Raw genomic sequence first — 18,393 nt, 5'->3', positions numbered from 1 at the left:
CGCCGTCCGACTCGATCAAAGGGGATTGACTTGTCCGTTAGGAAGCTCACCTACGCGGCCCTCGGCGCCGCGGCCCTGCTCGCGGTCACGCCTGTCTCGGCGTCCGCTCACGCGCCAGCCCGCACCGCGGCGCCCATCAGTACCAAGGTCGTCGCGCCCTTCAACCTGGCCGTCCACGGCTCCCGGTTGCTCGTCGCCGACGGCGGTACCTCGACGCTGTCGGAGGTGCTCGGAGGCAACAAGCTGCGCACCATCGCGACCGGACCCGGCAGCGGTGGCGAGGTCGCGGGCGTCGCGATCTCCAACAACGGCCGCTACACCGCCTACACCACCGCCGAGCACTCATCGCCGGAGGTGAATGCACACGGCACGCTGCACATCCTCGGCCCGTACGGCTCGAGGCTGACCGTGGATCTGGCCGGTTATGAGTCCCGACGCAACCCGGACAAGCGGAACACCTACGGCACCACCAGCACCGACCCCTGCGTCACGGCGGCCGTCGCGGCCGCGACAGGCGGACCCGCCACCTACACGGGGGAGAAGGACTCCCACCCCTACTCGGTGGCCGCGTACGGGCGCAGCTCCTGGATCGTCGCGGACGCCGGCGGCAACGACCTGCTCAAGGTCGACGCCCGCGGCAGGGTCTCGACGCTGGCCGTCCTGCCCGTCCAGCCGCTGGTGATCACCGCCCAGATCGCCGCCAGCCTGCACGTGCCGGACTGCGTCATCGGGACGACGTACAACTTCGAGCCGGTACCCACCGACGTCGAGGTGGGTCGGCACGGTCATGTCTTCGTCACCACGCTGCCGGGCGGCCCGGAGATCGGCGCTCGCGGCAGCGTGTACCGGGTGCACCCCCGTAACGGGACCAGTCACCGCGTGGCCACCGGCTTCGGCGGGCCGACGAACCTGGCGCTCTACCGCGGCAGGATCTACGTGTCGGAGTACTACGCCGGCCAGGTGTCGACGGTCAGCCACGGCGGGCCGAGGCTGTACAAGTCGCTGCCGGGCGTGGTTTCGGTGGAGTCCGGCCGCGGCCACCTGTACGCCGGCACCTTCGCCAGCGACGCGGGGCCGGGGACGATCGTCCGGCTGCGCTGAACCGATCCCGGGCCCCTGAGCAGACCTTGAGGTCCGCCCGGGGGCTCGGGACTCAAGTCCTGAGGAACGGCTGGTCCCGCGACGAACGTTGACGAAGTTCTGTGACCACGCGTGAGCCGAGGCCGATCTCGTCTCGAGGTCGGCTCGGCACCCTGCTGGGAGTGGGCCACGGGGGCTCACGACAGCCTTCCGAGGGAGTCCCAGCAGATGACCGTCAGCGCAGTTCTCGACCGGCCCTCCACCGCGACCTCGACCGCCGTCGAGACGACGACCGCGGCTCCGGTGACCGGCTGGTGGCCCGACCACGCCAAGCGGGGCTTCGACCTGGTGGCCACGCTCCTGGGCCTGCTCGTCCTGCTACCGCTGATCGCCGCCATCGCCCTGGCGATCGCGCTGCAGGACGGGGGTCCGGTGCTCTTCCGGCAGACCCGGGTCGGCCGGCGGGGCACTCTGTTCACCATCTACAAGTTCCGCTCGATGGTCGTTGACGCCGAAGCGCTCAAGCCCGAGCTGCTGGGCGCCAACGAAGGCGCTCATCACCTGTTCAAGATCAGGTCCGACCCGCGCATCACCCCGCTCGGTCGCGTGCTCCGCCGGCTCTCACTGGACGAGCTCCCGCAGCTGCTCAACGTCCTGAACGGCACGATGTCGCTGGTCGGCCCGCGACCGCACCTGCCCGCGGAGGTGGCTTGGATGCCACCTGCGGCCCGTCGTCGGGCGGAGGTCCGGCCTGGTCTCACCGGGCTGTGGCAGGTCAGCGGCCGCTCCGACCTCGACGAGGACCAGTCCGTACGGCTGGACCTGGCCTACGTCGACCGGTGCTCACCGGCCCTGGACGCCTCGATCCTCGGCCGCACCGTGGGGGCCGTGCTCTCCGGGCGCGGGGCGGCCTGACCAGTCGACCGGCGCTCGGGGTGAGGTCGGTTCAGACGGCCTCGTACATGCTCGCGAGCAGGTGGTCGTACTTCTTCTCCACGGCCTTGCGTCGGACCTTCAGGCTGGGCGTGACCTCGCCCTCCTCCACGCTCAGGTCGCTGGGCAGGATTTCGAACTTCTTGACCGTCTCCCAGCGCTCCAGCTTCTTGTTCGCCTGGGCGACGTAGCCCTCGAGCAGCTGGCGCACCTCCGCCGACTCGACAAGATCATCTCCGCGCTGGGCGAGGCCGTGGCCACCGGCCCACTCCTGCACCGCCTCGAGGTCGAGGGTCACCAGGGCGGTGATGTACTTGCGGCCCTCACCGTGCACCAGCACCTGGCTCACGTACGGGCAGGCGGCCTTGAGCGTTCCCTCGACCTTCTGCGGAGCCACGTACTTGCCGCCGGAGGTCTTGATCAAGTCCTTCTTGCGGTCGGTGATCCGCAGGTACCCATGATCATCGAGCTCACCGATGTCGCCGGTCGCGAACCAGCCCTCGGCGTCGATCACCTCCGCCGTGGCGTCGGGCATGTGGTGGTAGCCACGCATCACGGCACCGCCCTTGATCAAGATCTCGCCGTCCCCGGCGATCTTGATCTTCGTGCCCGGCACCGGCGGACCGACCGTGCCGAAACGGACGGCCCGCGGGTTGTTGACGCAGGAGGCCGCACCGGTCTCGGTCAGGCCGTAGCCCTCCAGGATCAACAGCCCGGCGGCGTAGAACCACTCCTGCACCTCGCGGTTCAGGGCCGCGGAGCCCGAGACGAAGAACCGGATCCGGCCGCCCATCCGCTCCTTGATCTTGCTGAACACGAGCCGGTCGGCCACCGCGTACTGCGCAGCGAGCAGGCCGGTCGGCTTGCGGCCCCCCAGCCGGATCGGGCTGGTCCGGCGCCCGACCGCGAAAGCCCAGTCGAAGATCCGGCCCTTGACCCCGGAGGTGGCCGAGGTCATGACCTTGGCCCTGACCTTCTCGAAGATCCGGGGCGCACCGGCCATGAAGGTGGGGCGGACCACCCCGAGGTTCTCCACGATCCGGTCGATGTCGCCGTCCACGGCGGTGGCGAAGCCGATCCGTAGCTGAGCCGCGATCAGGACCTTGCCGAAGACGTGGCTCAACGGCAGCCACAGGTACTGCAGGTCACCCGGCTCGATGATGTCGAACTCCTCGAGCGCGGCGCCGAGGTAGGTCCAGTTGTCCTGGACCAGCCGGACGCCCTTGGGCCGCCCCGTGGTGCCGGAGGTGTAGATCAGGGTGGCGAGGTGCTCGGGTTGGATGGCGGCCACGGCGTCGTCGACCGCGGACGGGTGGGCGGCCAGGTGGGCGCGGCCGCGCTCGGTCAGCTCCGCCCAGCTGATCACCCGGTCGTGGCCCACCGCACCGCTCAGCTGAACGACCACCGACAGCTGCGGCAGGTCGTCGAGGTGGTCCAGCACCTTGGACACCTGCACCTCGTCCTCGGCGAAGACGATGGTGGAGCCGGAGTCGCTGAGGATGTAGGCGACGTCCTCGTGCTGGGTGCTGGGGTAGACGGTGGTGGTGGCGCCACCGGCGCACATCACCGCCAGGTCGGCCAGGATCCACTCCATCCGGGTGCCGGAGGCGATGGCGACCCGGTCCTCCGACCCGACGCCGAGGGCGATCAGCCCGGCCGCGAGGTCGACGACCCGCGTCCGCGTCTGCTCCCAGGTCAGCGAGACCCAGCGCTCGCCCTCGCGGTAGCGGAAGGCCTCCTTGGCGCCCGAGCTGTCGACCTGCGCGAGCAACATCGCGGCCATGCTCGGGTGGCGTGCAGCCAGCAGGGTCGACTCGGTCATGCGCTCCACCTTGCTCTGGGTTCGGCTCGGCCCGCGGTGCGGCTGGGAACCAGCCGGCGCCCGGGCGTCACCTGAGCGTAACGAATCCACGCCCGTCCGACACCCCAGCCGTTATCGATCAGCCGGCGCGTCGACCAGACTGCTCAGCAGCCGGGCGAGCGCCTCGGTGGCCGCACGGCGCTCCTCGGCGCTCAACCGCTCCGTCAGCCGACGGTCCACCCCGACCACCTCGGCCATCGCCTGTCGTAGCCGGAGCGTCCCGACCTCGGTGACCCGCAGCTGCGCACGCCGACCCTTCCCGGGCGGGCTGTGCCGTTGGACCGCCCCGGTCTGCTCGAGGTGCCGCAGGGTCGCCTGCATGCTCTGGGCGGTCACGCCCGCGCGTCGGGCGAGCTCGCTGTAGGAGAGGTCGGGATCCCGGGAGAGGTGCCCGAGCACCGAGAGGTGCCGGTAGGAGAGGTCGAACGCGGTGAGGGCGTCGTCGACCTGGCCACGGACGCGTCGGCCCAGCGCCATCAGCAGGAAGGCGAGCTCCGGTGTGGCCGGAGGTCCGGCTGCCCGGGCGGGCGGGCCCGGGGGCTGGTCGCTGTCGTCACTCATCGCAGACAGTCTGCCGTTCCGCCAACCGGCCTCGGGCTGGACCCAAGTTTCAGTCATACTGTAACTTGAGGTCATCAGAGTCCGCGGAACCGAAAGGAGCTCCGGGTGAAGGTCGTGCTGCTCACCGTCCACGTGGTCGCCGCCATCCTGCTCGTCGGACCGATCACCGTCGCCGCCAGCGTCTTCCCGCGCTACGCGCGCCTGTCCCTGACCCGGTCCGGTGGGGTCGGCGGCACCGACCCGGTGCCGGCCGAGTCCGCCCGGGCGACCGCTCTGGCGATGCACCGGATCAGCCGCGGCTACGCCGTTCCCGCGCTGGCCGTGCCGGTCTTCGGCATCGGGACGGGCGCAGCGATGCACGTGCTGGGCGACGCCTGGGTGCTCAGCTCTCTCGTGCTGACGGTGGCCGCGGCCGCCGTGCTCGCCGCCGCTCTGCTGCCCGCCCAACGGGCGGTGCTGCTGGACCTGCCGCGCGCGGGCGGGCCCGTGGCCGACGGCGGCCGCACGCTGCTCGGGCGACTGCACCGGCTGAGCATGGTCACGGGCGTCTTCTCCCTGCTGTGGGTGGCGGTGGTGGTGCTGATGATCCTGCGGCCCGGCTCGACGACGGGGGTCTGAGATGTCGCGTCCGCTGCTGTGGTGGGTCGGCTCGACCGAGGCGCTGACCCTGGCGGTGCTGCTGGTCAACCTCGCCACCGTGCATGTCGGCGGGCTCGCCGCGGCCCTCGGCCCGGTCCACGGACTGCTCTACCTCGTCGGCGTCGTTCTCGTCTGGAGCTCGCGCTCACGCTGGTCGGCGCGGCTGCTGGTGCTGGTCCCGGCCGTCGGCACCCTCTTGGCGCTCCGGGTTGCTCCGCAGCCGGACCGGGTCGTCGAGGACCTCTCGTGAGGGTCGTCGGGCCACTGCTGGTCGGCGGCGCGTTCGTGGCCGCGATGTCGCTGGTTCCTGAGCCGACCCGGCGCCGGCTCAACGCGGTCGTCGTGGCGGGCGCGGGGGCGGCGTACCTGAGCAGCGGTTCGCTCGGGCCCGGCGAGCTCGCGTTCCTCGCTCCTGCGACGTACTGCGCCTACCGCGGCCTCTCCGACTATCGCTGGACGGGCGCGGCCTGGCTGCTGCACACCGCGTGGGACGTGGTGCACCACCACCGCCACGCGCCGATCCTGCCCTTCCTGCCCGACTCCTCCTTCGGCTGCGCCGTCTGCGATCCCGTGATCGCCGTCTGGTGCCTGGCCGGCGGCCGCTCGGTGCTCAGCCGAGCCGCTCGAGGATGATCGCCATCCCCTGACCGCCACCGACGCACATCGTCTCCAGCCCCACCGAGGCGTCGCGCAGCCGCATCGCGTTGAGCAGCGTCGTCATGATCCGCGCGCCGGTCGAGCCGAACGGATGGCCCAGCGCGATGGCCCCGCCGTGGACGTTGAGCCGGTCCTCGTCCAGGCCGAGCTCGCGGGCCGAGGCGATCACCTGGACGGCGAAGGCCTCGTTGATCTCGACCAGGTCCAGGTCGGCCACGCCCATTCGGGCCCGCGTTAGGGCCTGGCGGCTGGCCTCGACCGGGCCCAGCCCCATGATCTCCGGGCTCAGGCCGCTGACTCCTGTGGCGACGATCCGGGCCAGCGGGGTGACCCCCAGCTCGGCGGCCCGCCGGTCGCTCATGATCACCACGGCCGCGGCACCGTCGTTGAGCGGGCAGCAGTTGCCGGCGGTGACCGTGCCCTCGGGCCGGAACACCGGTCGTAGGCCGCTGATCCCCTCGAGGGTGGTGCCGGCGCGGGGCCCGTCGTCGGTGGCGACGACGCGTCCGTCGGGCAGAGTCACCGGGGCGACCTCGGCGTCGAACACGCCGCCGGCGATCGCGAGCTCGGCCCGGTTCTGGGAGCGGACGCCGAACTCGTCCTGCTCCCGGCGGGTGATCCCGGTGAGCGTCGCGACATTCTCGGCCGTCTGGCCCATGGCGATGTAGACGTCGGGCAGCTGGGCGTCCCCGCGCGGGTCGCGCCACCGGTCGTTGCTCAGGGCGGTGGCCGCAGTCCGCTCTTCCGCCGCGGCGAACGCCGGGTGATGGGTGCCGGGGGCATCGACCCCGGCCGAGCCGAAGTTCCGGTACCGGGAGACGCACTCCACGCCGGCCGAGACGAAGGCGTCCCCCTCGCCGGCCCTGATCGCGTGGAACGCCATCCGCGCGGTCTGCACGCTGGACGCGCAGAAGCGGTTGACCGTCGCGGCCGGGACGCCGTCGAGGCCCAGCTGGACGGCCACCCGTCGCGCCATGTTCCCGCCGTGCTCGTCCCGCGGCTCGGCGCAGCCCAGGTAGAGGTCGTCCAAGGTGGCCGGATCGAGCGCGGGTACCTGTCCGAGGGCCGCGGCGATCACGCCGGCGGCCAGGTCGTCGGGCCGGACGCCGGCCAGCGACCCCTTGACGGCCCGGCCGATCGGCGTCCGGGCCGCGGCCACGATGACGGCCTGGGGCATCAGTGCGCTCTCTTCTGGACCGGTTGACCGCCGAGACCGAGGTCGCGCCCGATCAGCTCGAGCATGATCTCGTTGGTACCGGCCCAGATGCGCGACACCCGCGCGTCGGCCCAGGCCCTGGCCACCCGGTACTCGTTCATGTAGCCGTAGCCGCCGTAGAGCTGGACACAGACGTCGAGGATCTTGTTCTGCACGTCGGCGGCCCACCACTTGGCCTTCGCCGCGTCGACGGCGGTCAGCGTGCCGTGCACCTGCTGCATCACGCAGGCGTCGACGAACGCCTGGCTGACGTCGGCGAGGGTCACCAGCTCGGCCAACCGGAACTTGTTGGCCTGGAAGGAACCGATCGGCTGACCGAACGCCTGCCGGTCCTTCACGTACTCCAACGTCTCGTCCAGGATCTGCCGGGCGTGGGAGAGGTTGTTGACCGCCGCCCCGATCCGCTCGACCACCAGCCGCTGCATCATGTAGCCGAAGCCGGCGTCGACCTCACCGATCACCTGCGCATCGCCCAGCCGCACGTCGGCGAAGAAGAGCTCGGCGGTGTCGGACTCGGCCTGGCCCACCTTGTCCAGCTTGCGGCCGCGCTCGAACCCGGCCATCCCGGTCTCGACGGCGAAAAGCGTGATCCCCCGCGCGCCCTTCTCCGGACTCGTCCGGGCGGCCACGATCACCAGGTCGGCGGAGTAGCCGTTGGTGATGAAGGTCTTGGCGCCGTTCAGCACCCAGACGTCACCGTCGCGGACCGCCGTGGTCGTCAGCGCGGCCAGGTCGGAGCCGCCCGAGGGCTCGGTCATGGCGATGGCGGTGAGCAGCTCGCCGGTGCAGAACTTGGGCAGCCACCGGGCCTTCTGCTCCGGGGTGCACAGGTCCACCAGGTAGGGCGCCACGCAGTCGGCGTGGATGCCGACGCAGGAGGAGTAGGCGAAGGCGAGCTTGGACAGCTCCTCGGCCAGGACGAGCATGAACCGGGGGTCCTCGACGCCGGCGCCGCCGTACTCCTCGGGCACGTTCAGCCCGAGGAAGCCCTGTCGTCCCAGGTCCAGCCACATCTGCCGGCCGAACTCATGGTTGGCGAGGTGCTTCTCCTGGTCGGGCCGGAGCGTGCGGTCGACGAAGGCCCGGCAGCTCGCGCGGAAGGTCTCGTGGTCGGAGTCGAAAATCGTGCGGCGCATGGGGCCTCCAGACCGTAAGTTACTGACGAGTAACCCCACCAGAGTACTCCGGAATGGACCTGGGGGTCAGGAGAGGCGCACGGCGTGCTGCGAGACCACCTGCTCGCCGACCACCAGGCCGCTCAGGTCCGCCACGCCCTGGTGTCGCTGCTGCCCATCGCCTTCCCCACCGAACCGCCGCCTCAGGTGGTGGACGTGGTGATCCGGACGACGGCAGATCCTGCGGTCACCGTCCGCGAACCGGGCCTGCTCGGATCCGGCGGACTGCCGGGAGGTGCACACCCCTGCCACCGCAGGAATCCCTGGCGGCGCGGCTCGCCTACCTCGACCGCGACACCCGGTGCGAGGCCCTGCTCGGGCTCGCGTACCGCAAGGACCCGCACGCCTACCCGAGGGTGCGCGCGGTAGGTCCCGCAGCAGTGGCGACCTGTGGCAGCTCGAGCGTGATGCCCGCCGCGCCCTCGGCGACCCGCGGCTGCACCCCCTCGTCCTGCACGACCTCGACGGCAGGGACGAGGACGACAGTCTCACCCCCGAGGCCGTCCGTCGGTTGACCGACCCAGCCGGGCCGGGCACGGATCCGTTCCGCGGGGTCGAAAACGGCAGCAGGGCGACGAGGCAGCGCTCGGAGAGCTGAGAACCCGGTCTGTCCTCAGCTCCCTGGTCTGTGCCGAAGACTGATGGGGGGTCACGATCACGGCCCACCTGTCGATACCAGAGTCGGCGCGATGGCGCGGCCGAGCTGCCGTTGTCGAATCCGGTCGTGGAGCAGCGGGCGCTGCTCCCGGTCGATCCATCGAGGCGGCCGCCACTCCGGCAGTCCGTCCCGGTTGATGGCGGCGCTCCAGCCCCGCTGCTCGAACTGATGGTGGTGATAGCGGCAGAGCAGGGTGAGGTTGTCGAGGTCGGTGAAGCCGCCGTCGACCCAGGCCACGACGTGATGGCGCTCGCAGAGCTCCGGTGCCCGGTCGCAGCCGGGAAAGGAGCAGCCGCCGTCCCGGGCGATGAGCGCCAAGGTCTGCGCCGGGCTGGCGATCCGCCGGCTCCTGCCGTACGCCACCACCGCTCCGGCACCGGTCAGCACCGTCGGGATCACGTCGGCCTCCTCGGCCAGCTCCAGGATCTGGGCCGTCGACAGGGCCACCCCGTCGGTGGTGTGCCCGACGCCGCTGCGCCGCATCAGGCTGTCTTCGTCGATGGTGACGATCACGGTGGCCGGGACACCGCCCGAGTCGGGCAGCGTTCCGGAGCGCAGCACCCGGTCGCAGACCTCCTCCAGCGCGTCGTGCATCCGCTGGCCGTGCGTCCGATCGTCGGTCCCGGTCACTTCGGCCGCGACGGGCTCCGCCCCCTCGGCGCACAAAATCCGGTCGATCTTGGGACGCGCCAGCGGCCGCAGCACGGCGGCGAGCTTCACCCCGGCCACCCCGGTCAGCCGGAACTCGCCGCGGAACCCGCCGTCCGGGGTCGGCCGCAGGTTGAACGAGCGGCGCTCCGCAACCAGCCGGTCGTCTGGCAGCGTCCCGTCCGGGTCGATCGCGGCGACCACCTGCTCGGCCAGCAGACCCAGCACCTTCGGCTCGAAGGTCGACGCATGCTCGGTCAACAGCCGCTCACCAGCGGCGACGTCGTCCGGGTCGAAGCCCCGACCGTCCACTCCGGCGAGCGCCCGGACGACCACCTGCACCTGCTCGGGGGTCACCTCGCCGGCTCGCTGCGCCTCGGCCAGTAGCGGCCGGACCGGCTCGAGCCGCTCCCCCGTCAGCGCCGTCCGCGGTCCGACGGCTTCGGCCGCCCGGACCCGCCGACGCGACTCACCGGCTGAGAGCCGGAGCGCACCCACCAGGACACGCGTCAGGTTCGGCTGCGTCAGCTGATCGGCAAGACCGTCGGCCTCCGCCTGAGTCAGAGCAGCGTGATCGACCATCGGCAGGCGGTTGCGGAGCCGCTCCCACCGCTGCAGGAACGCCACCAGCGCGAGGGGGTCCAACCCGGCAAGGCCGCCGTCGTCGACGGCGTCCAGCAGCTCGCCGAACGCTCCTTCGACCAGCGTCAGCGCACGCCCGACCGCGTCGCTGTCCTGCTGGTTTCCCCGAGCCATAACTCATTATATTCGAATGCGTGTTCGAGTGCAAGCCCTCGGGGGTCGCCCCGTGCGGTGTTTCAGGACAGAGGTGACGGATCTGCAGGACACCGGTGACGGTCGCTTCCGACGCGCCTTGAGTATGACCGCGTGAGGCGGCGATCGCAGGCGTCCTCGCACTGACCTCTGCCGGCGGTGACCGTCGTTCCCCCCAGGGGCCGCGCGACCAGCCACGACGAATTGACGAGTGTCGTCGACGTCGATCATCGCTTCCGATAGCCGCTGATCGCGTCAGTGCCAATCCGGTCGTGCTCATGCCGGCGTTGCGGCCCGGTCAACGGTAGGGGCGGTCGCATCCGACCATGACCTCCCAATCTCCCCCGACGCCGGGCGCCCTGCGGCCAGCTACGCCGGATCGTCCACACCCGGCTGGCCGCGTCGCGACCGGATCCGCCCGACCACCTCGGTGGTGGACTGACTGGGCACGTAGTCGAGGATGCGGACCTCGCCTCCGTAGCCCTCGACCACCACGGCCTCGACGAGCTGGTCGGGGGTGTAGTCGCCGCCCTTGGCGTAGACGTCGGGACGCAGCCGCTCGAGCAGCGGGACGGGAGTGTCGGTGTCGAAGACGGTCACGTACGACACACAGCTCAGCGCCGCGAGCACCCCGGCCCGGTCGGCGGCGGAGTTGATCGGGCGCTCGGGCCCCTTGAGCCGCCGGACCGAGCGGTCACTGTTCACTGCGACCACCAGCACGTCGCCCAGCTGCGCGGCCTGGCTCAGGTAGATGGTGTGGCCACGGTGCAGGACGTCGAAGCAGCCGTTGGTGAGCACGATCCGGCGGCCTGCGGCCCGATCGGCGGCCACGCGACGCAGCAGCGCCTCCTCCTCCAGCGCGGCGTCGCCGACGGCCAGGTGCTCGACGAGCTCGTCGGTGGAGCAGACGGAGGTCCCGAACCGCTGCACCACCACGTCAGCGGCGGCCTGGGCCAGCGAGGCGGCCACCGGCAGCGGCACCCCGGTCGCTCGGGCCAGCGTCAGGGCGGCCACGAAGGTGTCGCCAGCTCCCGCCGCCTGCTTCTCCGCCCGAGGCCAGGCGGGCGTGCGGTGCGGCTCGGCGACCACCCCGTGGTCGGGACCGAACAGGACGCTGCCGTCACGGTCCAGGGTGACCAGCACCGCCTCCGCGCCGGCTCGCTCGCGCAGCTCGGGCGCGGCCGCCACGAGGGCGGCCAGCCGGGTCCCGTCGGTGGGCGCGGGACGGCCCAGCAGCCGGAACGCCTCCGCCGCGTTCGGGGTCACCACGTCGGGACGCAGCCCCGCCCAGGGCGCCGGGTCGTGGGCGTCAACGACGACCAGCGGCGGCCGGCTCTGGCGGCCGAACGCGCTCTGCACCGCTCCGAGCAGGCGTCCGGAGTCGTAGTCGCAGACCAGCAGCGCCTCGACCTGGACCAGCGCCTTGGCCGTCGCCGTGGCCAGCTCCTCCTCCAGGTCCGGGGTGAGCGGCGTCCGGGCCACGTCGTCGATCCGGACCAGCATCTGGTCGTCGCTGACCACCCGGGTCTTGGTGACCGTGGCGACCTCCGGCGCCGTCAGCAGGCCCGAGACCTCGACCCCGGCCTCGACCAGCAGCTCCCGCAGGACGGTCCCGGCCTCGTCCGCCCCGACCAGGCCGACCAGCCGCACGTCGGCGCCCAGCGCCGCCAGGTTCATCGCCGTGTTGGCGGCGCCGCCCGGGACGTCGGAACGCCGATGCACCTCCACCACCGGCGCGGGAGCCTCCCGGGACAGCCGGTTGCTGCTGCCGACCCACCAGCGGTCCAGCATCACGTCTCCGGCGACCACGATCCGGGGAGCCAGGTGCCGCAGCGCGAGCACCAGGTCGGGCGTCACCGTCACGGCACCGGTGCTGGCGGAGTAGTCCATGTCGAGGTACTACCCACTTCTCCTCACCTCGGATGCATTCCCTGGCCAGGGCTGAGGCACAATCCGCTGACAGCGGCCACGGAGGCGATCGAGAGGGGAACCGGATGGGGTGGGTGGGCGACGTGCAGCCGCCGTTCCGCGACATCCGGCGGATCGCCGTGCTCCGCGGCAGCGGGATCGGTGACCTCCTGCAGTCGCTGCCGGCGGCGGAGGCGCTGGCCGCGACCTACCCCGACGCCGAGCTGACCCTGCTCGGCACCCCCGCCCACGTGGCCCTGCTGACCGGGCGGCCCTCCCCGTACGCGCGGCTGGAGGCGCTGCCGTTGCGCCCCGGTATCCGCGACGACGGGCCGGGGGACCCGGCGGCGGCCACGGCGTTCGTGTCGCGGATGAGGGCCCGGCACTTCGACCTGGCCGTCCAGCTGCACGGCGGCGGCCGGAACTCCAACCGGTTCCTGCTCGAGCTGAGAGCCCGGCACACGGTGGGCAGCCGGACCCCGGACGCGGTCCCCCTCGAACGCACGCGAGCCTTCGTCTACTACCAGCACGAGGTGCTGCGCGGGCTGGAGGTGGTGGCCCTCGCCGGTGCGGCTCCCGTGTCGCTGGAGCCCTCGCTGCCGCTGACCCCTGGCGAGCAGGAGCAGCGGCGGGCCCGCCGGCCAGCCGCACCCACGGTGGTCCTGCACCCGGGCGCGTCCGACCCCCGACGACGCTGGCCGGCGGCGGCCTTCGCCCGGGTGGCCGGCGCGCTGGTACGCCAGGGGGTCCGGGTGGTGCTGGTGGGCGACGCCGAGGACGTGCCCACGAGCGAGGCCATCCTGGCCGGCGTCGCCGATCGGACGGGTCTGATGCACTCGGTCGCGGGCACCCAGCCGCTGGCCGGGCTGGTCACCCAGCTGCTGGAGGCCGACGTGCTGCTGGGGTGCGACTCCGGGCCACGCCATGTGGCGGCAGCGCTCGGGGTGGCCACCGTCGGCATCTACTGGGCGGGCAACCTGGTCAACGCCGGGCCGCTGGGCCGGGCCCGGCACCGGGTCCAGGTCGGGTTCACCGCCCGCTGCGAGGTCTGCGGCGCCGACCTCACCCAGGTGGGCTGGACGGCCGACCGGTGCGCGCACGACCCCTCGATCGTGGCCGACGTCGACCCGGACCGGGTGCTCGCAGACGTGATCGAGCTGCTGGCGCAGAGCCGGGGAGGGACCGATGGAGCGGCTGGCTGAACCGGACGGACGGCCCGAGATCCTGGTGCTGCGGGCGCTCGGGCTCGGGGACCTGCTGGTCAGCGTGCCGGCGCTGCGTGGGATCCGCCGCGCCCGGCCGGACGCCCGGGTGGTGGTGGCGATGCCGACGTGGCTCGAGCCGGTGCTGGACCTCGTCGACGCTGTGGACGTGCTGGTGCCGACCCCGGGACTGGAGGTGGTGCTGGACGTCGCTCCTGGCCGGATCGAGACCGCCGTCGACCTGCACGGTCACGGTCCGCAGAGCCGCGGCCGTTGCGAGGCCCTGCGACCGCAGCGGCTGGTCGGCTTCCGTGCTCCCGGCTGGGACGGGCCCGAGTGGCCGGTGGGAGGCCTCGAACGGAGGCGCTGGGCCGGGCTCGTCAGCTGGCACCGGATGCCGGCGGACCCGGACGACCTGGCGATCCGCCGGCCTGAGGAGCGCAGTCCGGCTCCCGGCTGCGTGGTCGTGCACGTGGGTACGGCTCCCGCGCCTGGCCGGTAGCGGACTTCGCCGTGGTGGCCCGCGCGCTGGCGGTCCGCGGTGAACGGCTGGTGGTGACGGGAGGCGCGGCCGACCGTGAACGAGCGGCTGCCGTGGCCGCCGCGGCCGGGCTGCCCGGTGAGGCGGTGCTGGCCGGTCGGCTCGGGCTGGGCTCGTTCGCCGCCCTGGTCGCGGACGCGGCCCTGGTGGTGACCGCCGACACCGGAGCGGGCCACCTCGCCTCGGCCTACGGGCGGCCCTCGGTGGTGATCTTCGGCCCCGCGCCGCCGGAGCAGTGGGGACCGCCGCCCGGACCCCACGCCGCGCTCACCCACGCCGAGCTCCGGCGGGGGGACGCCTTCACCGACGTCCCCGACCCGGCGCTGCTGGCCGTCAACCCCGAGGAAGTGCTGGCCGCAGCGGACCGGGTCCGCGGGACCTCCTAGGCACTCAGCCGAGGATGGCCTCGATCTCGAGCGAGATGTCGATCTTGTCGCCGATGAGGAGCTTGCCGCCCTCGAGCGGGACGTTGAAGTCCACGCCGAACTGCTTGCGGCTGATCGAGGTGGTCGCCTCGGCGCCCAGACGGGTGAGGCCGTAGGCGTCGGTGGCCACGCCGAGGAACTCGGTGGCGAGCTCGACCGGGTGGCTCTGGCCGTTGATGGTCAGGGTGCCGTCGATGATGTGGCCGTCGCCGCTCTCGCGGACGCCCGTGCTCTCGAAGACGAGCTGCTGGCCGGCCTCCGCGTCGAAGAAGTCGGTGCTCTGCAGGTGGCCGTCACGCTGGGCGTTGTTGGTGTTGATCGATGCGCTGGTGATCGCGACCTTGACGACCGAGGCGGTCGGGTCGTCGGTCGTGGTGATCTCGCCGGTGAAGTCGGTGAAGGTGCCGCGCACCTTGCTCATCAGGTGCCGGACGGTGAAACCGACGGTCGAGTGGGCGGGGTCGATGGTCCAGGTGCCGGCAACGAGGCCGGACCCGAGGACTTCCTGGGTCATTGCTGCTCCTTGAGGTGAGGGTGGGGCGTGAGGTTGGAGGAGTGGGGTCGGCGGGCGACCTGCCCCAGAGCGCCGGTTGACGCTTCAATAACTAGCAGAATAAGGAGGGAAAGTTGAATTGTCAATGACCATCTCCTAGGCTTCCGGCATGGCCATCGCACCCGCCCTGCCCACGACGCCCTGGCTGTCCACCGAGCAGCAGACGGTCTGGCGGCACTACCTGCTGGGCAGTGCGCGGCTGAAGGACCGGCTGGACGCCGACCTGCGGCAGTTCGGGCTGGACCTCGCCGAGTACGAGATCCTCGTCACCCTGTCCGAGGCGCCTGACCGTCGGGTGCGGATGTCGGACCTCGCCGAGGCGGTCCACCAGTCGCGGTCGCGTCTCACCCACACCGTGACCCGGATGGAGGCGGCGCGGCTGGTCGAGCGGGTCAGCTGTCCGACCGACCGCCGCGGTGTGTGGGCGCAGCTCACCGAGCACGGCTTCGAGCTGCTGGCCGAAGCGGCCGCCGAGCACGTGGCCTGCGTCCGGCGGCACTTCGTCGAGGTCATGTCGGCCGAGGACTACGCGGCCGTGGGCCGGGCGTTCGCAGCCATCGCGCGGGCGACCGCCGACTGAGCTTCTCGGCCACCGCCATCAGACCGCCGACTAGCATCGAGGCGATCATGTCGACCGCCACCCTGCCGCCGCCGGCCGCCTCCCGGCCCGAGACCCCCCAGCCCGACGTCGGGGAGCTGCGGGCTGAGCTGCGTCGCCGCGGGGTCGATCAGACGCTGGACACCAGCACGCTCACCCGCGCGCTCTACTCCTCCGACGCCTCGCTCTACCGGGTGGTGCCTCAGGCTGTGGCCCACCCCCGCTCGGTCGAGGAGGCGGTCGCCGTCCTGGACGCGGCGCGGGCGGTGCGGATGCCGGTGACCACGCGCGGCGCGGGGACATCCTGCGCGGGGAACGCAGTCGGTCCCGGCCTGGTCCTGGACACCGCCCGGCACCTGAACGCCATCACCGCGCTCGACCCGGAGGCACGGACAGCCACCGTCGAGCCCGGCGTGGTCCAATCGAACCTGCAGGTCGCGGCCCGGCCGTACGGGCTGCGCTTCGGCCCCGACCCCTCCACCCACAACCGCTGCACCATCGGCGGGATGATCGGCAACAACGCCTGCGGTCCACGGGCGCTCGGCTACGGCCGGACCGCTGACAACGTGGTGGCTCTCGACGTCCTCACCGGCAGCGGCGAGCGGCTGCGGCTGGACTCGCGGACCCGCCTCGACGACGCCGCCATCGATGCCTCCGCGAGCCTCACCAGCCTGCGTACGCTCGTCGCCGCCGACCTCGGCACCATCCGGACCGAGTTCGGCCGCTTCGGCCGCCAGGTCTCCGGCTACAGCCTGGAGCACCTGCTGCCGGAGCGGCACTTCGACGTCGCCCGCTTCCTCGCCGGGACGGAGGGGACGCTCGGGGTCATCCTCGGCGCCGAGGTGCGGCTGGTGGCCGACTCGCCGTACAAGCTGATGGTCGCGCTCGGCTACCCCTCGATGGCTGAGGCCGGCGACGCCGCGCCGGCGGTGCTGCAGCACTCCCCGACCGCTGCCGAGGGCCTGGACCGGCGCATCGTCGAGGTCGTCCGCCGCACCCACGGCGAGGCTGCGGTACCCCCGCTGCCCCGGGGCGACGGCTGGATGTTCGTCGAGGTGGTCGGCGACGACCCGCTCGAGGTGCGGCAGCGGGCGATGAGGGTGCTGGCCGAGGGTCAGGCGCTGGACGGCTTCGTCGTCGACGATGCGCGGCAGGCGCTCGCGCTGTGGAAGATCCGCGAGGACGGCGCGGGGCTGGCCGGGGTCAGCCTGGCCGCTCCGGCCTACCCCGGCTGGGAGGACGCGGCGGTACCGCCGGAGCACCTCGGGGCGTACCTGCGCGACTTCGACGCCCTGCTGGCCGACCACGGGCTGGACGGGCTGCCGTACGGGCACTTCGGCGACGGTTGCGTCCACGTCCGGATCGACTTCCCCCTGACCACGGCCGGCGGCGGCGACGTGCACCGGGCCTTCATCCAGCAGGCCGCTGAGCTGGTGGCCCGTTACGGCGGCTCGATGTCGGGCGAGCACGGGGACGGTCGGGCCCGGTCGTCCCTGCTACCCACCATGTACTCCCCCGCCGCGATCCGGCTCTTCGGGGAGGTCAAGGCGGCGTTCGACCCCGACAACCTGCTCAACCCGGGCGTGCTCGTGGACCCCCGGCCCTACACCGCCGACGTCCGGGTGCTGCAGCTGGTCAGCCCCGTCGACCACTTCACCACCGAGGTGCACCACTGCTCCGGGGTCGGCAAGTGCCTGGCCGACACCACCCCCGGGCTGGGCGTGATGTGCCCGTCCTACCAGGCCACCCGTGAGGAGAAGGACTCCACCCGGGGCCGGGCGCGCGTGCTGCAGGAGATGATCATCGGCGACGTGGTCAGCGGTGGCTGGCGGGACCCTGCGGTGCACGACGCGCTCGACCTCTGCCTGTCCTGCAAGGGATGTGCACGCGACTGCCCCACCGGTATCGACATGGCCTCCTACAAGTCGCAGGTGATCGACCACAGCTACCGCGGCCGGCTACGTCCCCGAAGCCACTACGCACTCGGCTGGCTGCCGCGCTGGGGCCGGATGATCACCCGTAGCCGGGCGCTCGCGACCATGATCAACTTCACCACGGGCACGCCTGGCCTGCGGAACGTGGTGCGCTGGACGGCGGGTGCCGACCAGCGGAGGTCGCTACCCCGCTTCGCCACCCGGTCCGCCCGCCGCCGGGTAGCCGCGCCCAGGACCGGGGGCCGCCCGGTCCTGCTCTGGGTGGACTCGTTCTCCGACTGCTTCGAGGGCAGCGGCGTCGAGGCGGCCCTCGAGGTGCTCAGCCAGGCCGGCTACGCCCCGCAGCTGCTCGAACGCCCCGCCTGCTGCGGGCTGACCTGGATCAGCACCGGCCAGCGGGACGGCGCCCGCCGGCAGCTGCGGACGGCGCTCGACGTGCTGCACCCCTACGTGGCGGCCGGGACACCGGTGGTCGGGCTGGAGCCGTCCTGCCTCGCGGTCTGGCGCGGCGACGCCGCCGAGCTGCTGCCGGATGACCCGCGGGTCGCCGACCTGGCGACCGGGGTGCTCACCCTGGCCGAGCTGCTGCAGCGGACCGAGGGCTGGCAACCGCCGGACCTCACCGGCGTCGAGCTCGTGGCCCAGCCGCACTGCCACCACGCCTCGGTGATCGGCTGGCGCGCCGACGCCGCCCTGCTCACCGCCTCCGGCGCCACCGTCACCACGGTCGGCGGCTGCTGCGGGCTGGCCGGCAACTTCGGCGTGGAGCGTGGCCACTACGACGTGTCGGTGGCGGTCGCCCGACACGACCTGCTGCCCGCCGTCGAGGCCCGCCCCGACGCCGTGGTCCTGGCCGACGGCTTCTCCTGCCGCACCCAGCTGGCCGAGCTGGCGGGTCGCCAGGCCATCACCCTGGCCGAGCTGTTGGCCCGCTCACCTGAGTCGACTCCCTCAGGGTCGGTAGGCGCGGAGCCCGTGCGCGTGCCGTCCGGGCCCAAAGTCCCGAAAAGTCCCGAGTAGTCCCGACGAG

17 protein-coding genes are annotated in these 18,393 nt (G+C 72.4%); 10 read left to right on the top strand and 7 right to left on the bottom strand.

All coding sequences use genetic code 11. The features are described 5' to 3' along the window. Positions 1 to 30: 30 nt before the first annotated feature. Together ACFE7W_RS06530 and ACFE7W_RS06525 are read left to right on the top strand one after the other, a co-directional pair. Entirely contained in the window at positions 31 to 1,101 is a 1,071-nt protein-coding gene (locus ACFE7W_RS06530) for a ScyD/ScyE family protein (protein ID WP_375423940.1), read from the top strand. Between the two features lie 207 nt (positions 1,102 to 1,308). After that, positions 1,309 to 1,995: a sugar transferase gene (locus ACFE7W_RS06525; protein WP_375423939.1), complete on the top strand. Its 687-nt coding sequence runs from the start codon at positions 1,309 to 1,311 to the stop codon at positions 1,993 to 1,995. Positions 1,996 to 2,026: 31 nt separating this feature from the next. Here the strand turns inward: ACFE7W_RS06525 and ACFE7W_RS06520 are convergent, their stop codons facing one another. Together ACFE7W_RS06520 and ACFE7W_RS06515 are read right to left on the bottom strand one after the other, a co-directional pair. Then, on the bottom strand, positions 2,027 to 3,835 hold the full coding sequence (locus ACFE7W_RS06520) for an AMP-dependent synthetase/ligase (protein WP_375423938.1): 1,809 nt from the start codon (positions 3,833 to 3,835) through the stop codon (positions 2,027 to 2,029). A gap of 111 nt (positions 3,836 to 3,946) precedes the next feature. Beyond that, positions 3,947 to 4,435, bottom strand: a complete 489-nt coding sequence (locus tag ACFE7W_RS06515) for a MarR family winged helix-turn-helix transcriptional regulator (protein WP_375423937.1) — start codon at positions 4,433 to 4,435, stop codon at positions 3,947 to 3,949. Between the two features lie 105 nt (positions 4,436 to 4,540). Here ACFE7W_RS06515 and ACFE7W_RS06510 point away from each other — a divergent pair, with 105 nt between their 5' ends. Genes ACFE7W_RS06510 through ACFE7W_RS06500 form a run of 3 tightly spaced genes read left to right on the top strand, consistent with a single transcriptional unit; the run spans position 4,541 to position 5,707 of the window. Continuing rightward, positions 4,541 to 5,053, top strand: a complete 513-nt coding sequence (locus ACFE7W_RS06510; RefSeq protein WP_375423936.1) for a hypothetical protein — start codon at positions 4,541 to 4,543, stop codon at positions 5,051 to 5,053. Position 5,054: 1 nt separating this feature from the next. Further along, positions 5,055 to 5,324 (top strand): hypothetical protein, encoded by a 270-nt coding sequence (locus tag ACFE7W_RS06505; protein ID WP_375423935.1) that lies wholly within the window; start codon positions 5,055 to 5,057, stop codon positions 5,322 to 5,324. Continuing rightward, positions 5,321 to 5,707 (top strand): DUF6010 family protein, encoded by a 387-nt coding sequence (locus ACFE7W_RS06500; protein WP_375423934.1) that lies wholly within the window; start codon positions 5,321 to 5,323, stop codon positions 5,705 to 5,707. Before ACFE7W_RS06505 ends, ACFE7W_RS06500 begins: the two co-directional genes overlap by 4 nt. Here the strand turns inward: ACFE7W_RS06500 and ACFE7W_RS06495 are convergent. From ACFE7W_RS06495 to rfaE2, 4 genes are all read right to left on the bottom strand, one after another. Then, the gene (locus tag ACFE7W_RS06495; RefSeq protein ID WP_375423933.1) at positions 5,685 to 6,908 is read right to left on the bottom strand and encodes an acetyl-CoA C-acetyltransferase; all 1,224 of its coding nucleotides are present in this window, start codon (positions 6,906 to 6,908) and stop codon (positions 5,685 to 5,687) included. The two genes, ACFE7W_RS06500 and ACFE7W_RS06495, sit on opposite strands and share 23 nt — an antisense overlap. Further along, positions 6,908 to 8,083: an acyl-CoA dehydrogenase family protein gene (locus tag ACFE7W_RS06490; RefSeq protein WP_375423932.1), complete on the bottom strand. Its 1,176-nt coding sequence runs from the start codon at positions 8,081 to 8,083 to the stop codon at positions 6,908 to 6,910. The genes ACFE7W_RS06495 and ACFE7W_RS06490 overlap by 1 nt, the downstream gene beginning before the upstream one ends. Before the next feature lie 694 nt (positions 8,084 to 8,777). Further along, positions 8,778 to 10,184 (bottom strand): DUF222 domain-containing protein, encoded by a 1,407-nt coding sequence (locus ACFE7W_RS06485; RefSeq protein ID WP_375423931.1) that lies wholly within the window; start codon positions 10,182 to 10,184, stop codon positions 8,778 to 8,780. Positions 10,185 to 10,571: 387 nt separating this feature from the next. Next, the gene (gene rfaE2 / locus ACFE7W_RS06480) at positions 10,572 to 12,092 is read right to left on the bottom strand and encodes a D-glycero-beta-D-manno-heptose 1-phosphate adenylyltransferase (protein WP_375423930.1); all 1,521 of its coding nucleotides are present in this window, start codon (positions 12,090 to 12,092) and stop codon (positions 10,572 to 10,574) included. A 104-nt stretch (positions 12,093 to 12,196) separates the two neighbouring features. Here rfaE2 and ACFE7W_RS06475 point away from each other — a divergent pair, with 104 nt between their 5' ends. The 3 genes from ACFE7W_RS06475 to ACFE7W_RS06465 are packed head-to-tail and all read left to right on the top strand — an operon-like array spanning position 12,197 to position 14,239. Beyond that, on the top strand, positions 12,197 to 13,312 hold the full coding sequence (locus ACFE7W_RS06475; protein WP_375423929.1) for a glycosyltransferase family 9 protein: 1,116 nt from the start codon (positions 12,197 to 12,199) through the stop codon (positions 13,310 to 13,312). After that, a complete protein-coding gene (locus tag ACFE7W_RS06470; RefSeq protein ID WP_375423928.1) occupies positions 13,296 to 13,814 on the top strand; it encodes a glycosyltransferase family 9 protein in 519 nt (172 codons plus the stop codon). The genes ACFE7W_RS06475 and ACFE7W_RS06470 overlap by 17 nt, the downstream gene beginning before the upstream one ends. A gap of 11 nt (positions 13,815 to 13,825) precedes the next feature. Then, on the top strand, positions 13,826 to 14,239 hold the full coding sequence (locus ACFE7W_RS06465; RefSeq protein WP_375423927.1) for a glycosyltransferase family 9 protein: 414 nt from the start codon (positions 13,826 to 13,828) through the stop codon (positions 14,237 to 14,239). A 4-nt stretch (positions 14,240 to 14,243) separates the two neighbouring features. Here ACFE7W_RS06465 and ACFE7W_RS06460 read toward each other — a convergent pair whose 3' ends face one another. Further along, positions 14,244 to 14,792: a YceI family protein gene (locus ACFE7W_RS06460; RefSeq protein WP_375423926.1), complete on the bottom strand. Its 549-nt coding sequence runs from the start codon at positions 14,790 to 14,792 to the stop codon at positions 14,244 to 14,246. A 148-nt stretch (positions 14,793 to 14,940) separates the two neighbouring features. On the opposite strand from ACFE7W_RS06460, the gene ACFE7W_RS06455 reads away from it, so the two are divergent. Together ACFE7W_RS06455 and ACFE7W_RS06450 are read left to right on the top strand one after the other, a co-directional pair. Then, positions 14,941 to 15,411, top strand: coding sequence for a MarR family winged helix-turn-helix transcriptional regulator (locus ACFE7W_RS06455; RefSeq protein WP_375423925.1), 471 nt, complete (start codon positions 14,941 to 14,943; stop codon positions 15,409 to 15,411). Between the two features lie 47 nt (positions 15,412 to 15,458). After that, positions 15,459 to 18,383, top strand: coding sequence for an FAD-binding and (Fe-S)-binding domain-containing protein (locus ACFE7W_RS06450; protein WP_375423924.1), 2,925 nt, complete (start codon positions 15,459 to 15,461; stop codon positions 18,381 to 18,383). Positions 18,384 to 18,393 lie beyond the last annotated feature (10 nt).

It is taken from the genome of uncultured Friedmanniella sp., assembly GCF_964244285.1.
In the GTDB taxonomy this organism is placed as follows: domain Bacteria; phylum Actinomycetota; class Actinomycetes; order Propionibacteriales; family Propionibacteriaceae; genus Microlunatus.
The sequence above is the reverse complement of the archived record's forward strand: the minus strand, read 5'-3'. Positions and strand labels throughout refer to the sequence as shown.

Excerpts from the sequence above, each read along its gene's own strand:
- ACFE7W_RS06525 (WP_375423939.1), top strand. The coding sequence starts at position 1,309 with ATGACCGTCAGCGCAGTTCTCGACCGGCCCTCCACCGCGACCTCGACC.
- ACFE7W_RS06520 (WP_375423938.1), bottom strand. The coding sequence starts at position 3,835 with ATGACCGAGTCGACCCTGCTGGCTGCACGCCACCCGAGCATGGCCGCG.
- ACFE7W_RS06515 (WP_375423937.1), bottom strand. The coding sequence starts at position 4,435 with ATGAGTGACGACAGCGACCAGCCCCCGGGCCCGCCCGCCCGGGCAGCC.
- ACFE7W_RS06505 (WP_375423935.1), top strand. The coding sequence starts at position 5,055 with ATGTCGCGTCCGCTGCTGTGGTGGGTCGGCTCGACCGAGGCGCTGACC.
- ACFE7W_RS06495 (WP_375423933.1), bottom strand. The coding sequence starts at position 6,908 with ATGCCCCAGGCCGTCATCGTGGCCGCGGCCCGGACGCCGATCGGCCGG.
- ACFE7W_RS06490 (WP_375423932.1), bottom strand. The coding sequence starts at position 8,083 with ATGCGCCGCACGATTTTCGACTCCGACCACGAGACCTTCCGCGCGAGC.
- ACFE7W_RS06485 (WP_375423931.1), bottom strand. The coding sequence starts at position 10,184 with ATGGCTCGGGGAAACCAGCAGGACAGCGACGCGGTCGGGCGTGCGCTG.
- rfaE2 (WP_375423930.1), bottom strand. The coding sequence starts at position 12,092 with ATGGACTACTCCGCCAGCACCGGTGCCGTGACGGTGACGCCCGACCTG.
- ACFE7W_RS06475 (WP_375423929.1), top strand. The coding sequence starts at position 12,197 with ATGGGGTGGGTGGGCGACGTGCAGCCGCCGTTCCGCGACATCCGGCGG.
- ACFE7W_RS06470 (WP_375423928.1), top strand. The coding sequence starts at position 13,296 with ATGGAGCGGCTGGCTGAACCGGACGGACGGCCCGAGATCCTGGTGCTG.
- ACFE7W_RS06460 (WP_375423926.1), bottom strand. The coding sequence starts at position 14,792 with ATGACCCAGGAAGTCCTCGGGTCCGGCCTCGTTGCCGGCACCTGGACC.
- ACFE7W_RS06455 (WP_375423925.1), top strand. The coding sequence starts at position 14,941 with ATGGCCATCGCACCCGCCCTGCCCACGACGCCCTGGCTGTCCACCGAG.
- ACFE7W_RS06450 (WP_375423924.1), top strand. The coding sequence starts at position 15,459 with ATGTCGACCGCCACCCTGCCGCCGCCGGCCGCCTCCCGGCCCGAGACC.